Source organism: Nocardia sp. FBN12, from assembly GCF_054031145.1.
This window is the reverse complement of the sequence record NZ_CM132926.1, coordinates 1,337,486-1,354,528: the sequence shown is the minus strand read 5'-3', so window position 1 is coordinate 1,354,528 and position 17,043 is coordinate 1,337,486. Positions and strand designations below refer to the sequence as shown.

The 17,043-nt window shown below is 68.5% G+C and carries 8 protein-coding genes; 3 read left to right on the top strand and 5 right to left on the bottom strand.

Annotated features, from left to right (window positions below; all coding sequences use genetic code 11):
- Nucleotides 1-153: 153 nt before the first annotated feature.
- From ACWZHB_RS06690 to ACWZHB_RS06670, 5 genes are read right to left on the bottom strand one after another with little or no spacing between them, the layout of a single operon-like run.
- The gene (locus tag ACWZHB_RS06690) at nt 154-1,806 is read right to left on the bottom strand and encodes a bifunctional 3'-5' exonuclease/DNA polymerase (RefSeq protein WP_427907048.1); all 1,653 of its coding nucleotides are present in this window, start codon (nt 1,804-1,806) and stop codon (nt 154-156) included.
- Between the two features lie 45 nt (nt 1,807-1,851).
- Nucleotides 1,852-3,309 (bottom strand): MFS transporter, encoded by a 1,458-nt coding sequence (locus tag ACWZHB_RS06685; RefSeq protein WP_427907047.1) that lies wholly within the window; start codon nt 3,307-3,309, stop codon nt 1,852-1,854.
- Entirely contained in the window at nt 3,306-4,016 is a 711-nt protein-coding gene (locus ACWZHB_RS06680) for a hypothetical protein (RefSeq protein ID WP_427907046.1), read from the bottom strand. Before ACWZHB_RS06680 ends, ACWZHB_RS06685 begins: the two co-directional genes overlap by 4 nt.
- The gene (locus ACWZHB_RS06675) at nt 4,013-5,419 is read right to left on the bottom strand and encodes a condensation domain-containing protein (RefSeq protein ID WP_427907045.1); all 1,407 of its coding nucleotides are present in this window, start codon (nt 5,417-5,419) and stop codon (nt 4,013-4,015) included. The genes ACWZHB_RS06680 and ACWZHB_RS06675 overlap by 4 nt, the downstream gene beginning before the upstream one ends.
- Complete coding sequence (locus ACWZHB_RS06670; RefSeq protein WP_427907044.1) at nt 5,419-11,841, bottom strand: type I polyketide synthase; 6,423 nt, start codon at nt 11,839-11,841, stop codon at nt 5,419-5,421. Before ACWZHB_RS06670 ends, ACWZHB_RS06675 begins: the two co-directional genes overlap by 1 nt.
- A gap of 271 nt (nt 11,842-12,112) precedes the next feature.
- Here ACWZHB_RS06670 and ACWZHB_RS06665 point away from each other — a divergent pair, with 271 nt between their 5' ends.
- Genes ACWZHB_RS06665 through ACWZHB_RS06655 form a run of 3 tightly spaced genes read left to right on the top strand, consistent with a single transcriptional unit; the run spans nt 12,113 to nt 16,993 of the window.
- On the top strand, nt 12,113-14,317 hold the full coding sequence (locus ACWZHB_RS06665) for an MMPL family transporter (RefSeq protein WP_427907043.1): 2,205 nt from the start codon (nt 12,113-12,115) through the stop codon (nt 14,315-14,317).
- A gap of 17 nt (nt 14,318-14,334) precedes the next feature.
- Nucleotides 14,335-15,903, top strand: coding sequence for an ArnT family glycosyltransferase (locus ACWZHB_RS06660; protein ID WP_427907042.1), 1,569 nt, complete (start codon nt 14,335-14,337; stop codon nt 15,901-15,903).
- A gap of 10 nt (nt 15,904-15,913) precedes the next feature.
- Nucleotides 15,914-16,993 (top strand): alpha/beta hydrolase, encoded by a 1,080-nt coding sequence (locus tag ACWZHB_RS06655; RefSeq protein ID WP_427907041.1) that lies wholly within the window; start codon nt 15,914-15,916, stop codon nt 16,991-16,993.
- Nucleotides 16,994-17,043: the final 50 nt, after the last annotated feature.

The window sequence follows — 17,043 nt, the reverse complement described above, 5'->3', positions numbered from 1 at the left end:
CTGGGGAGACTTCGCGGTAGACCAGCACCGGCACCGCGGGCTCGATCGCCCGGGACGCGAGCACTGTCCCGTCGGCCGGGTCCGCGAGACCGCCAGGCTCGGCGTAGAACGAATCCCGTTCCGAACGGCGGCACTGCCGTAGCGGCCCGCGGTCTACTTGGCGTCGCCGTAGCACTGGACCACCGCCGTGGTAAACGGGAACCGGACCGGGGTCTGTCCGAAGGCGATCCGCCCCGCGGTGTTCGCGGCGGTGGCGATCGCCGCGGCGACGGTGGCGGCTTCCTCGGTCGGACAGTGCACGATCACCTCGTCGTGCTGGAAGAAGACGAGTTCCGCGCGGAGGTCGCGGATCGCGTGCCGGATGCCCGCCAGCACCAGCAGTGCCCAATCGGCGGCACTGCCCTGCACCACGAAGTTCCGGGTGAAGCGGCCGCGGGCGCGGGCGGCGGAATCGGCGCGGGTGGCTTGCGGTGTGTCTGTGTCGTCGGGCGCGACCGACAGCGGTGTGCAGGTGCGGCCCAGCCAGGTGCGCACGAGGCGGCCCTCCTCGCCTGCCCGCGCCGCGTCGTCGACGTAGGCCACGGCGGCCGGGTATCGCCGGCGCAGGCCCGCCATGTGGGTCAGGGCGTCGCCGGAGGTCTGGCCGTAGATGGCGCCGAGCATTGCGAGCTTGGCTTGGTCCCGGTCGCCGCCGAATCCACGGGCCGCCAGGTCCGCGTACAGGTCTTCGCCGCGGCCCGCCACGTCCATCAAGCCAGGGTCACGCGAGATCGCCGCGAGCACCCTCGGTTCCATCTGGTCGGCGTCGGCGACCACCAGCGACCAGCCGGGGTCGGCGCGGATCGCTTGCCGGATCACTTTCGGAATCTGTAGTGCGCCACCGCCATTGGTAGTCCAGCGGCCCGAGACGGTGCCGCCCGGCAGGTACTCGGGCCGGAAGCGGCCGCCGTGCACCCACTGTTCGAGCCAGGACCAGCCGTGCGCCGTGTACAGGCGGTACAGCGATTTGTAGGCCAAGAGCGGGGCGACGGCCGGGTGGTCGATCTGCTGGAGTTCCCATTTCCTGGTGGAGGACAGGAGGATCCCGGCGCGACCGAAGGCTCTGATGATGTCGGCGGGGAGGTCGGGCCGCACGCGCACTCCGGTCCCGAACGCCCGCGACACCTCGTCGGCGAGCTCGGCCATCCGGCGTGGTTCCGAGCCGCCCGCAAAGCGTTCTCCCAGCATCGAATCCAGCAATTCGCGATGCACATCGGCACGCCACGGGATTCCGAGCCCGCCCATCTCGACGGCGACGAGCATGCCCGCCGATTCGGCCGCGAGCAGCAGCCGCATCCGGTCCGGATGCTCGGTCGCGGCGGTGCGGGCGACCTGTGCGGCATAGACCGCGAGCAGGGCGGCGAACTCGTCGATTCCGGGCGGTAACGGTGCGGGGCCCGACTCGAACAATGACGGCTGGGTCTGCGCGGCCCGCAACGGCGCATCCGGTGGGACGGGCAAATTGTGTAGCCGCGCCCAGGCCGCCGCCAGCGACCGCGCCTGGCCCGACTGCCCTTCCTCGTACCCGATCAGCAGCGCCTCCGCCGCCTGCGCGTCATAACAACGCTCGACGCGCACGCCCGCCGCCAACAGCGTCCGGTAGATCTCCGCGGTGGATCGCCACACCCACCGCTCGACCTCGGGACGCGACCGCACCGCCTCGACGAGCGAGGCCTCATCGACCACCGGTCCCGCGGGTCGACCATCCTGATCGAGCGGACACAACCGGGCGCCACCATCGCCCGTCTCCGCAATCGCCCACCTCACCTGCCAGAGTCTGGCAGCCTGGTCCGACACAAACGCTGGTCGACGCTAGCCGCGGCCTGTCACAGCGGCATGAGCAACGCCCGCCGCGGCCCGTTCCCGCCGCTCGCGCGACGGCATCGCCAACGTCAGGCCGGCGAGAACGAAGGCGACCACAGCGATCGCACCCATCATCATGATGCTGCCGCCGAGGCTGTGCGAACGGAAGAACACCGTGGTCAACACCGCGAGGCCGACCGCGTTCCCGACCTGCTCGACGGTCGGCAACACACCCGAGGCCTCCGCCATCCGATCGGCGTCCAACCCGGACAGCATCATCGGTTGCAGTTGCACACCGAAGACCCCGACCCCGAATCCGGCCGCGAACACCGGTCCCGCGCAAAGCAGCGCGCTCGCCACCCCGTCAACCAGGTGCAGGTACACCCCACCCGCGCCGATACATCCGCCGAACAGCGCGATCCCGGCAGCCAGCGCCCGGATATCCCAGCGGGGAACCAGAATCAGCGAACCGATGGCGCCCGCGCCGGCGCCAAGCGCGAACAGGGTCATCACCATGCCGGTGCGCAGCGGCGAATAGCCGAGCACATCCTGCATGGTGATCGAGGCGGCGAACACGAACGCGGTGAACAGTCCGAAGAAGGCGCCGACCAGCACCGAACCGATCCGGAAACCGTGGTTGCCGAACAGGTCGAGGCGCACGAGCGGGTTGTCGCCACGCGCGGTCCGGCCGCGCTGGTGCGCGAGGAACACCCCGATCAGGACGAGCCCGGCGCCGGTGACGGCGACGAGGTCGAGCCGCCACCCGTACTGCTGGATCTGCGCAATCCCGGCGATCAGGGCGAACAGGCCGACCCCGGACAGCGCGGCACCGACCAGGTCGAGTCGATGGCGACCTTCCGGACGTGCGCGGTCAAGGAACTTCCAGGCCAGCGCGAACGCGAACAGCCCGATCGGCAGATTGATCAAGAAGACCGACCGCCACCCCCACCCACCGATGTCGATGGTGAGCAGTACGCCGCCGACAATCGGCCCGAGCATCCCGGCGAACCCGGCCACTCCCCCGTACAGCGCGAACACCAACGGATGCCGTGCACGCGGAAAACCGGCCGTGAGAATCGCGATCGTCTGGGCTGCCATACCGGCCCCCGCCGCCCCTTGAACAACCCGGGCGATCACCAATTCGGTCGCGCCGCCGGCCAACCCGCACCACACCGAGGCGGCGGTGAAGGCCGCCACCGACACCAGGAACATCTGCCGCCGACCGACCATCGCGCCGATCCGCGCGGCGGTGAGCAGGGTGCACGCGAATGCGAGCGCATAGCCCGAAATCACCAGCAGCTGAGCCGATCTCGACGCACCGAGGTCGGCGGTCAGATTCGGCAGCGCGGTATTCACGATCGTCACATCGATCATCTGCATGAACACCGCGATCAGGCACGCACCGAAGGCCAGCCACGCACCGAGCTCGGGCACCGCCACCTTCGCGGCCCCGGCGTGGTCGCTCATGACACGAGCTCCATCGTCGCGCGCGGGGCCGACATCGACATCTGGGTCGGGAAATTCAGCTGCACCATTCGATGCGGTGCCGCCACCTCGAACAGCGCGATGAACGGCGGCACGACAGAGCCGACCATCTTGTCCAGCATGCCGTTCACCTGGTCGAAGCCGGGCCGCAACCGCACCTGCCAGCACGGGAAGACCCCGGCGGGTCCCGCGAAGACGACCTGTTTCTCCACCCGGACGAGCAGTGGCCAGTGCACCGCCGACGCGAGCCACACATCGACCGATTCGACCAGCCCCTCGGCGAATTCCAGTCCACGCAGCATCGTCAGACCCCCGGCGATCGGCATCACATTCGGGGGGAACGGCCCGGGCAGGCCACCGAACTGCAGATGCACGGTGTCGACGAAATTCACCTCCTCACGCGACACCACCGTCGAGCCCGACCGGGTCTGCGCGCGATAGGTTTCCGCGTGCAGTCGCCCCTCGATGCGCCCGATGCGCTGCTCGACGGTCATGACCAGTTCACGGTCGCTGTTGCCCTCAGGACTCGCCTCGAGTGTCGTGCGATACCCGCCCCGGTCGTGCACGACGACATGGCAGACCTCGAAGCCGCCCGGCTCACCGGCGATGCCGACGTGGTAGCGCGATTTCTCGCCGTCGGGAATGCCCGGGTCACGAAAGATGGTCGGTACGAACTCTTCTCGGATCATGGGTGCTCCGCGGCGCTGTCGATGATGGCTCCGAATACGGATTTCATGGTGTCCAGGTAGCGACCCACCGACTCCTGCGCGATCGCGGTATCGGGGAAGATGACGCTCAGCGAGGTCCGGCCAGGCAGCCGGTTGATCCAGATGAGCGCCTCCTCCGAGGCGGCGCGGTTGGCGAACACGCCGGCGTTCATGCTGTCGAACAGTTCGTTGCCGAGGAAGTCCCTCGCGTCGATGAACGAGATCATCGGGGTGACCCAGCCCGGTTCGACCTTGATCTCGGAATCCGCGGGCAGGAGGTCGAGAACGCGGTGAAAAGAGGTGCCTGCCAACAGCAGTCCGCTGTCGTAGGCGCGCTGGGCGGTCTTGAGCGCACGGGCGATCGTGGTGCGGTCGCTGAGCGGGAAGGCGACCGGAACCAGCGTCACGTACCAGCCCACCGAATTGTTCTCGGCCGCGGAGGTTCTCGTGCTGACCGGAGTCATCCCGAAGTAGTAGTCCGAGCCGACGAGTTCGCGTTCGGCCAACGCGGCCGCCGCGAACACACCGCCGGCGAAATCGGCGCCGTTGGCCCGGCACACTTCTTCGAATCGGCCGGCCTGCTCGTCGTCGAGCAGCACGATGGCGCGGTGCGCGCTGCGGTGATAGCCGTCGGTCTTCGCGCCCAAGTCCAGCGGGAAGCTCGGCAGCTTGTTGTCGTTGCCGCCCAGCAGGGCGAGCCACTTCTTCACGCCCGGCGAGCTCAGGCTCTGCTGATCGCTGAAGAACCGTTCGTTGCGGCAGTAGTCGAGGTAGCTCGCCGCGGGGGCGAGCGGTTCGGCCTCGTCCCACAGTTCGGCGGCGTAGAGCTGGGCGAAGTCGGCCGCCGACAGGTACTGCCCGAGGCCGTCGGTGTGCAGATGGTCGACGGCCAGGTACACGGTGGTGGAATCTTCGTGCTCGATGGTGCCGAAGGTGAAGCAATCCCAGTGGAACGGGCCGGGCGTGGTCTTCTCGACGTGCCGGCAGATCGCCTCTGGGTCGTCGACGAAACCGTAGTCGACCGGGACGAACTCGACATCGGCCTCGGGCACCAGGTGACGGCGCACCGTGCCACCGTGTTCGACAGCGAACCAGGTGCGAAAGGTGTCGTGGCGCATCAGGAAGGCGTGGATCACGCGGGTGATCGCATCGCGGTCGAGGTCACCGGTGGGGATCTCGGCGGTGACCAGGCACAGCCCCGAGAACCGGAAGTCCGCCTCGGCGTGCCGGTCGGCCAGGCGCAGGTATTGCTCCTGCTGTAACGACGGCGGTGCCGGGTGGGCGGGCGCCCGCGCCGCCCGCGCGACCGAGTCCGCCGAGGCGAACCAGGTCACGAGCCGGCCGGGTGTCGGCCGCCATTCGTCGATCAAGCCGAAGTCGACCATCAGTGCGATCCCGCCATCGAGGCCGCCACCGGTTGATCGACAGTCCACTGTTCGGGCACCACCGCCTCCTGCGGCGCGGTGTCACCCGAAGCTGACGGAAGTGGCGGTGTGACAGCGGGTTCGGACGCCAGAATCAGTTCCGCGACCTTTGGTCCGGCCTGTTCCAGACTGAACGAGCGGCCCATCTGCATCGACATCAGGTCGATGCCGAGTGTCTTGGTGACCCGGGCGCCCAATTCGACGGCCATCAACGAGTCCAGCCCCAGTTCCGGTACCGGCACCGTCATATCGATCGACTCGACCGGAACCCCCATCACCACGGCGAGTTCGTCGGCCATCTTGCGGGCGATGGCGGGCCCACGCTTGGCTTCCTCCATCGCGGCCAATTCCGCACGGAGCCTGGCCAGTTCGGAGGTGTCCTTCGCCGACGACCGCGCCAGCGCGGCGGTGCGGCCGGTGCGCACCAACTGCGGGAAGGTTCCGGTGAGTTTCGCCCAATCGGTGGGGATGATCGCCGCGTTCGTCGCGCCGAGACACAAGGTCTGTTCGAGGTAGGCGGTGGCGTCGGCCATGTCGATCGGACCGAATCCGACCAGGTCCAAGTATTTTTCGGCGGTTTCGTCCGAAGCCATGCCGCCCGAGGCACCCGAGAGGTGGCCCCAGCCGACACACAGCGCGCGCTCACCGTCCGCGGCCCACCGCCGTGCCAGAGCTTCGACGGCGACATTGGCGGCGCAGTAGTTGTACTGACCGTAGATCCCATACATCGAGCCGCCCGAGGAGCACAGCACGAACATGTCAAGGGCGATGCCCGCGTCGGCGACCGCCTGGTGGATCGCCTGCGCACCATGGACTTTCGGGCGATAGACGCGGTCGAGTTCACCGAACTCCATCTTGGCGAGCCGGTTGTCGGCCACCGCGCCGGCGGCGTGGAAGACCCCGCGCAGCGGGTGTTCGTCGCGATGCGCGCGCGCCACGATCGCGGCGACGGCGTCGGCGTCGGTGACGTCGGCCTGTTCCTCGATCACCTCGATACCGAGTGCCCGCCAGGCCTCGAGCTGGCGCCGCGCGGTCTCGGTGGCCGCCCCGCCACGCCCGACCAGCACCAGCCTGCGCGCGCCACGCAACGCCAGCCAACGCCCGATCGCCAATCCGAAGCCGCCGAACCCGCCGGTGACGAGATAGCTTGCGGTGCCATCGATATCGAGTGCGGGCAGGTAAGGCCGGACGGGTGGCTGTGGGTCGTCCATCCGCAGAGCGACTCGACCCACCCGCGAGGACCGCAGTGTCTCCTCGAACGCCTTGCTCACCTCGTGCGTCTCGAACATCTGGTAGGGCAACGGGGTGTAGGTGCCTTCGGTGACCTTCTCGAACACTCGTTCCAGCAGGCGCGACAGTCGCTGCGGGCGCACCGCGACCAAGCGGTCGAGGTCCATCGAGTAGTAGGCGAGATTCTTGTCGAAGTTGGCCAGTTCCAGCAGACCACCGGTGTAGATATCGGCCTTGCCGACTTCGACGATGCGACCGAATTCGGCGGCGGCATTGAAGTTCTGACGCAGGATCTCGCCAGGGGCGCTGCTGATGATCACATCGGCACCGGCGCCGCCGGTCAAGGCGAGCACGTCGTCGACGAAGTTGAGCGAGCGCGAGTTCACCGCGTAGTCCGCGCCCATCGCGAGCACGTGCTCGCGTCGTTCCGGCGAGCTGGCGGTACCGATGATGCGTGCGCCGATCGCTTTGGCCACCTGGATCGCCGCGGTTCCGACACCGCCCGCGGCGCCGTGGATCAGCACGGTCTCGCCCGGTTCGAGCCGGGCCAGGTCGTGCAGGGCATACTCGGCCGTGCCGAAGGCGATGGTGCTGGTGCAGTAGCCGGGATCGGTGTCGGCGGGCACGATCACCGCCAGCGCCCGATCGACGACGGCGAACCGGCGCATCATCCCCTTGGATGCCACCGCGACCTTGTCCCCGATCGCGACATCGGTGACATCGGCACCGACCCGCACCACGGTGCCGATGCCCTCCATGCCGGGCACCGTCCCGAAATACGTCGGCGCCAGTTCGCGTTCGCCGAGCAGGCCGATGACCTTGAGCGGGTCCTTGTAGTTCAGTCCGATCACGGCCATCGCGACCTCGACTTCCCCCGCTGCGGGTTGTGGGCGCGGGCACTCCCGCCACGCCACCTGCGACAGCAGCCGGGTCCGCGGCATATCCAGCTCGAAGTTCGCCTCGGGGTCGGCCAGCGGGTGCGAGGTTTCCAGTTCTTCGATGCGCTCCGGCAGCGGTTTCGTCACCACCGGCGCCCAGCGCAGGCCCTCGCGCAGCAGGACCTCGTCGGCGTTGTCGAGCGAAAAAGCGCCCGGCACACCGAGTTCGGTGACCAGATCGGCGATCGACGTGCTCGGCTCGGTGTCGACGAGCCGCCAGCGCAGCGGGGTCTGCTCGTTGAGCAGCACCCGGCGAGCACCGGCGAGCGCGGCCTGGCGCGGGTCGGGCGCGACCTCGGCGCCGGGCGCGGTGAAGGCGGATTCGGTGACCAGGGTGGCATGGACAGCGCCGTCACCGAAGTGGATCTGCGGTGCGGCGCCTTCCACAGTCGGGGTCACGTATTCCGACACCGCGACCGCGATGCGCTTGAGCGTCCACAGGTCGGCGACGTCGTCGGTACCGGCGCCGACCACCACGCAGACGTGCAACCGCTGTGTCCCTTCGGCTTTCGCCGCCGTCAGGTTCGCGACCAGATCCGCTTCCAACGAGTCCCCGACCGGGTCGGCGAAATACACCCGCGCACCCGGAATCGCGGCGGCGAGCGCACCGGTCCGCGCGCTGCCACCGAGCGCGACCATCACCGTGGACACCGATCCGGCCTCGGCGAGCGCCACGGGGTCGAGGGGATCGCACTGTTCCATCGTTTCGGTGTAGTAGAAATCGGCCATCCGGTGCAGGGGGTCGTCGCCGGGTTTGAGCGCGCCGATCTGCAATCCGGTCAAGCGCGCGACCAGCTTTCGGTCCTGGTCGAGCAGATCGACATCGGCGCGCAGGCGCGCGTTGGGATCGCGACGGGCGACCACGGTGATCGCGGCAGGCAGGTCGGCGAGCAGACGCACGGCGCTCACCCCGACAGGCACCATGACGCCCTCGTTGATCCGTTCGTCGGTGAAAAGCATGGCCGCGCACTGCATCGCGGCATCGACCACGGCCGGGTGCGCCAGGTGCCGGGAGTTCGCGGCGATGCTGCCGTCGACCGTAGCGAGCACCACATCGCGTCCTACCCGGACCGAGGTCACCCGCTGGAACGACGGACCGTACTGCAGGCCGGCCGATGCCAAGCCCGCGTAGAACATCGCGGGGTCGACCTCGACACCCACCTCGATGACCGGCAGCTCGACCTGCGTCTGCTCGTGGCTCCCGGTCAAGGTGCGACCCGTCGAGTGCACCGTCCACGCGGTACCGGTGGCGCTGCGCGATCTGATCAGGAAGCGACCGCTGGCCTCCTCGACACTCATCGCGACCAGTGGCACATCAGGGGCACCCATGATCAGCGGTGCGACGAACCGAACACCTTCCAGCGCAACCTGTTTACTTCCGATCCGCTGCGCGGTCGCACTCAATGCCGCATCCAGGTACGCCGCACCCGGCATGATCTTGACACCGTTGACGACGTGATCCGCCAGCCACGGCAGCAGTTCGGTCCCCACCTGCAACAACCACTCCGGACGACCCTCCACATCGGGATCGCCGAGCATCGCGTAACCGTCGGGCGTGCCGAGGCGGGCCTGTTCGAACAGGGGCAGCGCCGAGTGCAGGCGGGTGCGCTGCCAGGGATAGCGCGGCAGCGGCACGTGCGCGGTGGCGCCGCGCTCGGCCGGGAACAGCAGTTCACGGTCGAGGACACCGGCGGCGTGCAGCCCGATCAGGGTGCGCCGGACGCTGTGCGAATCGGACTGCTCACGGTCCAGAGTGGGCACGGTGGTCCCGTGCACATCCGCGTCGACCAGCGCCTCGCGGATATTGCCCGACAGCACCGGGTGCGGGCCGACCTCGAGGAAGATCCGGCTACCCGCGGCGATCAGGCTGCCGATCGCGGCGAAGAACCGCACGGGCTGACGGACATTGGACCACCAGTACTCGGCGTTCCAATCGCCTTCGGTGACGAGTTCCCCGGTCACCGAGGAGTACAGCGGCACCACCGGCGGCTTCGGCGCCAGATCCGCCAGCGCCGTGCGCAGTTCGTCGCGGATCGGGTCCATCAGCCGACTGTGATACGGCACTTCGACTCGGAGCCGGCGCGCGAATATGCCGTCCTCCGTGAGCTTTTCGGCGATCTCGTCGAGCCGGTCGACGTCGCCGGACAGGGTCGAGGAGGTGGGGCTGTTGATGGCGGCGATGTCGACGCGGGGGTCGTCGGCGATGAGCGCGTCGGCCTGCTCCCTGGTCATCGCGACGGCGAGCATCCCGCCGGTTCCCGCGGTGGTGGCCTGCAGGCGCGCCCGGTGATAAGCCACGCGCACCGCCTCGCGCAGGGACAACATGCCGCTGACATACGCGGCCGACACCTCACCCACGCTGTGCCCGACGATGGCCGCGGGGACGATGCCGTATTCGGCCAGCTCGCGCACAAGGCCCACTTGGACAAGGAAATTGGCAGGCTGGGCGACCTCGGTACTGGTGACCCGTGACTCGTCCTCTGGCTTGCGCAATTCCTCGATGATCGACCAGCCCGCGATCGCGCGGAACTGCGCGTCGATCTCCTCGGCGGTGTCGGCGAACGCGCCCCCGGCCGCGAGCAGCCCGCGCGCCATCTGCCAGTGCTGTGGTCCCATCCCCGAGAACACGAAGACCGGCTCCGCGGCACCGGAGGAGACCGTGCGGCCGGCGTCGCGGCCGGTGCCCGACGCGTATTCGTGCAGCTCACGAACCACCTCGTCGGCGGAGCCGTCCAGCAGCACACCGGTACGGAACGGGTGGTGCGCCATCCGGGTCCACGCCGCTTCGGCCAGCCGATCCGGGTCGGCCCCCGCGGTGATCAGCTCGGCGAACCGGCCCGCCAGCGCACGCGCGGCACCGGTGCTGCGGGCGGAGATGGGCAGGATGCCGAGGTGGCGGGCCGGTGCGGTCGACAATGCGGGCGCCCGGAACTCCTGCAGGATCGCGTGGGCGTTGGTCCCGCCGTAGCCGAATCCGTTGACCGCCACCGACATCGGCACGCCGTCGGCGGGCAGCGGCCGCGCCTCGGTCTGGACGTGCAGGCCGAGCTCGTCGAACGGGATGTCGGGGTTCGGATTGTCGAGCCAGCCCTGCGGCGGCACCGTGCGATGCCGCAGCGCCAGCGCGGCCTTGATCACGCTGGCCACACCCGCGGCGGCTTCGGTATGGCCGATCGTCGCCTTCACCGAGCCGACGCCGATAGTGCCGGTGCGCCCGGATGGGGAGCCGAAAACCCTGCCGAGCGCGCGCAATTCGACCGGATCGCCGACCAGCGTTCCGGTGCCGTGCGCCTCCAGGTAGGTGATCTCGCCGGGAGCGAGGCCAGAGCGCTCACACACCGTGCGCGCCAACGCCTCCTGCGAGTCGACATTGGGCACGGTGATCGCGGTCGTGCGGCCGTCCTGGTTCGACCCCGTCGCCTTGATCACCGCGTAGACGCGATCACCGTCGCGCACAGCGTCGTCGAGCTTCTTCAGCACCACCATCCCGGCGCCTTCACCGCGGCCGTAGCCGTCGGCCGAGGCGTCGAAGGACTTGCAGCGACCGTCCGTGGCCAGGAACCCGCCCTTGCACATGAGGACGAAGGTTTCCGGCTGCAGCATCACGTTGACGCCGCCGGCCACGGCCACCCGGCAGTCGTCGTTGTCGAGAGCCTGGCAGGCCAGGTGCAGCGCGACCAGCGACGACGAGCAGGCGGTATCGACCGTGATCGCCGGGCCGACCAGGTTCAGCGCGTAGGCGATGCGATTGGACAGCATCGTGTACGAGGCACTGGCCGGGGTGTGCATATCGGTATGGAACAGCGCGGGGCCGACCACACCGATGACCGATTGGTCGACGACGAAGCCGCCCACGTAGACGCCGATCTGCGCGCCTGCCGAGCGCCCCGCGATCCCGGCGTCGTCGAGGGCCTCCCAGGTGACCTCGAGCATCAGCCGCTGCTGCGGGTCGAGCACCGTCGCCTCACGCGGCGAGATCCCGAAGAAGTCGGGATCGAATGCCCACGGATCACCGGTCATGAAGGCACCGTGTTTGGTGTAGCTGCGCCCCGGCGTCCGCGGCTCCGGGTCGTAGTAGCGACGCCAATCCCAGCGATCGGCGGGCATCTCGACGACACCGTCGCGCTTGTCGACGATAAAGTCCCAGAACGATTCCGGGGAATCGATTCCGCCCGCGAACCGACATCCGATTCCGACAATGGCAATATCCGACACGCGATTTCCTCCGGTTCGACCGGCCTGTGGCATTTGACCGTTGGTGTCAACGTAGAAGCCCGCCGCCGTCGCGATCGTGACGATTACCGACGTCTGGAATTTCGGACGGGTGATAGCGAGGTCCGCTGTGATCGGACCCATATCGCGAAGTTATGGCTCACAACAGTATTCCGAGAAGCATTGTGACCGACCGCAACATTGCGCGGTAGCGACCGAAAAGACCACCGACTCCTGACAAGTTCGACCCATCGCGAGCAGTTGGGAGGCGAATGTGTTCGCCGAGTTGAACCAGTGGGCAGACACCGTCGTGCGGCGGCGATATCTGGTGATCATGGTGATGGTGACCGGATTGCTGGCGCTCGGCGCCTACGGACTCGGCCTCGGTGCGGATCTGAGTGCGAAGGGGTTCGACGATCCGTCGTCGGAATCGGTGCGCGCGGCGCACGTGCGCGACAACGCGTTCGGCCGCGACCACAGCAGTGATGTGATCCTGCTGGTCCGGGCACCCGAGGGCACCACCATCGACGATCCGGCGTTCGCCGGGACCGTCGTGGCGGGCCTGAACAGCCTGCCCCAGCGGTTCCCGGACCAGATCGACCGCGTCAACGGCGCGTACTGGCCGACCGATACCGGCGTGGCGCTTCCTGATGTCTTCGGCTCGCCCGCGAAGGATTACGCGTTCGCCTCGGTCGCGATCAGCGGCCTCGATCCCACCGAACAGGGCCGCAACTACCGCGAGATCGCCGAGGAGTTCGTGATCCCCGGCGTCGAGGTCGAGCTCGCGGGCGGGCAACCGGTGGCACTCGCGTTGAACGACACCATGGTTCAGGATCAGCGGCGGGTGGAGCTGTTCGCCGTTCCCGCTGTCGCGGTGCTGCTGTTCTTCCTGTTCGGTGGCGTCGTCGCCGCGGCGCTACCGCTGATCGTCGGCGGGCTCACCATGCTCGGCGCGTGGGGGCTGTTGCGCTGTCTCACCGCGGTTACCGAGGTGAACTCCTTTGTCTCGCCCGTGGTTTCGATGATCGGGCTCGGCCTGGCGATCGACTACGGACTGTTCGTGCTCAGCCGATTCCGCGAGGAACTCGCCGACGGCCGCACGGTCGAGGACGCGGTCCGGCGTTCGGTGACCACGGCGGGACGCACGGTGTTGTTCTCGGCCTTGATCGTCGTGGTCGCGGCGGCCGGGATTCTCGTGTTCCCGCAGGGCTTCCTGCGATCGTTCGCCTACGGCGCCATGATCACCGTCTCGCTGGCCGCGCTCACCTCGATCACCCTGCTGCCCGCGATGCTGGCGGTGCTGGGCAGGCGAGTCGACTGGCTCGGCGTCGACTGGTTCCGCGCACCGGTCGCGAATGTGCCCGGCAACAGATGGGGCCGGTTCGCCGCAGCGGTCATGAAACGTCCGCTGGCGGTGGCGATTCCGATCTGTCTCGGATTGCTGCTGCTCATCCTCCCGATCCAGCATCTTGCCTTCGGCTCCATCAACGAACGCTTCCTCCCGCCCGACCATCCGACGCGCCTGGCCCAGCAGCATTTCGACGAGCTGTTCCCGCTACGCCAGATCGACCCGATCGACCTGGTCATCGTCACTTTCGACCCCGAAACCGCCGATACCGTCCGCGCCGACGCCAACCACGCCCCCGGCCTGGCCGCGCCGTTCGCCGAACCGATGCAGTCGCCGTTCCAGCCCCAGGTCCTCACCACCCAGTCCGTGCTCGCCGGGTCCGGCGACGCCGAGGCGACCATCGACTATCTGCGGTCGATGCCGCTGCCGCCGGGCACGACACTGATGGTCGGCGGGCAGCCCGCCGTGGAGAAGGACAGCATCGACGCCCTGGTCGAGCGGATGCCGCTGATGATCCTGTTCGTCTTCCTGGCCAGCACACTGCTGATGGCGCTGACATTCGGCTCGCTGGTGCTGCCACTCAAGGCCGCCGTGCTGAACCTGCTCGGCCTCGGTGCCACGCTGGGTGTGCTCACCTGGGTGTTCATCGACGGGCACGGCGCGGGGTTGTTCGGCTTCACCCCGCAACCGATCATGTCGCTGGTCCTGGTGGTGATCGTGTCGGTGGTCTACGGGCTGTCGACCGATTACGAGGTCTTCCTGCTGTCGCGCGTCGTCGAAGCCAGGGCCGCGGGTGCTTCCACCACCGAGGCGGTGCAGGCGGGGATCGCCCGCACCGGCCGCATCATCACCGCGGCCGCACTGATCCTGCTGGTGGTCACCGGCGCGTTCGCGCTGTCGGATCTGCTGATGATGCAGTACATCGCCTTCGGCATGGTCACCGCGCTGTTCATCGACGCCACCATCCTGCGGATGCTGCTGGTGCCTGCGTCCATGCGGCTGCTCGGGGACGCCTGCTGGTGGGCGCCCGCGTGGTTGAAACGCCTGCAGCCCGCACCGGAACACGAAATCCCCTCCCCCTCGACACCTTCCGGAGCTGCTCCGACGCCAGTCCGCGGCGACCGGGACTGAACCTGCGGAGTACCACCATGAACGTCCGGACCGGCACCGTCGACGTGCCCGCCGCCCCCACCGCCGCGCTTCCCGCCTTCGCGTGGCGCGAGGTGTCGATCGTCGCCGCCGTGGCCGCGACACTGTTTCTGGCCAGGATCGATCGCTACCGCATCGGTGGTGACGAACTGTATTTCCTTGCCGCAGGACGACATCCGTCGGTGAGCTACGCCGATCAGGGCCCGCTGGTGCCGCTGCTGGCGGCACTGTCGGACTTCCTCGCGCCGGGATCCACGGTCGCGCTGCGGTTGCCCGCGTTGGTGTTCACAGTGCTAGCCATCGTGCTCAGCGCGGTGATGGCCAGGGAGTTCGGCGGTGGCAGGCTCCCCCAGACCATCGCCGCACTCGCCTACGCGACCACGCCGATGGCGGTCATGCAATCGGCGATGCTGAGCACCTTCGCCCTCGACATCACCTTGACGGCGGTGCTCGCGTGGTTGCTGATCCGCTGGGTGCGCACCCGCGACGACTACCTGTTGGTCGCGGCGGGGTTCGTCGCCGCGGTCGACTTCCAGGTCAAATGGCTGATCCCGATCATCTGGGCGGTGCTCGCACTCGGTGTGGCCGTGTTCGGGCCGCGGGAGATGCTGCGTCGGCCCGCCTGGTGGCTCGGCTCGGGACTGCTCGCCGGATCGGCTGTCCCGATTCTGTGGTGGCAGCACAGCAATGGCTGGCCGCAGCTGGCGATGGGCGCCATCGTGCGCGACGAGCAACTCGCCACCGCCGGGCTGTTCGCGGTGCCGTGGACGCTGATCCAGGTCACCGGGGCGGGCGGGCTGCTGTTGCTCGTCGGCATGTGGGCGGGCTTGCGCGCCGAGCGATTTCGCCCGTACTACTTCCTGATCCCGATGATCGCGCTCGGTCTCGGCGCGGTCGTTGTCTTCGGATTGCGCCCGTACTTCGTCGCCGGCGCGTTCCCCGGCCTGTTCGCGGCGGGTGCGGTGTATCTGGCCGCCCGTGGGTTCGGTCGGCGCGGTGCGATCATCGGCGGTTGCGTCGGCGGACTCACGACCGCGATCTGCGTCGCGCTCGTCGTCGTCCTGCCGCTGCCCGCGTCCGCCCTGCGACAGTCCACCGACGACTATTCGCAGATCCATTCGCGCAGTGTCCTTTTCGGCCCGAGCGGTTGGGACGACCTGGTCACCACCGTCGCCGAGACCTACCACCGGATACCGCCGCGGCAGCGCGACGGTCTGGTGATCGTGACCCAGAACTATTGGCAGGCAGCGGCACTCGACGATTTCGGGGCTGCCGCAGGACTGCCCGAGGTGTTCAGCCCGAACCGTGGTTACGGCTACTTCGGCACACCACCCGACGAGGCGACCACGGTGCTCTACGTCGGCGTCGACGATCCCGGCGGCGCGCTGCGCACCCGCTTCACACAGACGACCCTGCTGACCCACATCGACGAACCACTCGGCTTTCCCGGTGTGAATCGTGGTGTCGCCGTGTGGCTGTGCAGCGGGCCCACCGAACCGTGGTCGGCCCTGTGGCCCGATGCCAAGCAATTGCGGCTCGTCGACGGGACCAGCCGACATGGGAAGTAGCGATGCGCGAGTGAACGGAGACAAGGCAGTGGTCAATTCGATGGTGCGGCGGCTGGCGCTCACGGTGGCGGTCGCCGCCGCGGGTCTGCCCGTCGTCGCGACGGCGCACGCGGCCCCGGACCTGGTCGCCGCGCGCGCCATGGCGGCGGCCCTGCCCGCGCCGAACGGGTCCTACGCGGTGGCGGCCGCGGCGAACGGACCGGGCAAGGTCATCGACTTGACCGTGCACTCCGCGGCGATGAACCGCCCGGTCACCGTCGCGGTCATCCCCGCCGCCGATCCCACGGCGCCCGCGGGCTCGCTGTATCTGATCAACGGAGTCGACGGTGGCACCGACACCCCGAACTGGCGGGAGGGCAGCAACTGGTTCACCAAGACCGACGCCGTCGAGTTCTTCGCCGAGAAGCAGGCGAACATCGTCATGCCGATCGGCGGTGCGGGCACCTTCTACACCGATTGGCAGCTCGACGATCCCGGCACCGGACGCAACCGCTGGCTGACCTTCCTCACCACCGAACTGCCGCCGATCATCGACTCCGCCTTCCGCGGCACCGGCCGCGACGCGGTCGCCGGACTGTCGATGGCCAGCTCGGCGGTATTCCGCATGGCACAGCAAGCGCCACAACGCTTTCGGATGGTCGGCTCGTTCAGCGGCTGCATCCAGACCAGCAACCCGGCAGGCCAGGCGATGGTGGCCTCGATCGTCACCGCGCGGCGCGGCAACCCGCTGAACATGTGGGGACCGCCCACCGATCCGGCCTGGATCGCCAACGACGCGGCCCTCAATGCCGAAAAGCTGCGCGGGGTCCAGGTTTACGTGAGCACCGGCAACGGCCTGCCCGGCCCGCTGGACACCTTGACCGGCCCCGGCATCGCGAACAGCCCGATGAAACTGCTCGACCAGATGATCATCGGTGGCGTTCTCGACGGCATCACCGTGGTGTGCACCGCGTTGCTGCGCGACCGCCTCGCGGCGCTGAACATCCCGGCGACCTTCGACTTCCGCCCGGCCGGCACGCATTCCTGGGGTTACTGGGAGCAGGACATGCACACCTACTGGGCGCGGGCCGCCGCGCTGCTCGTCCCCTAGAAACCCGAAAATCGGGTACATCGCGGCCAAGCCGTGCCGCGATGTACCCG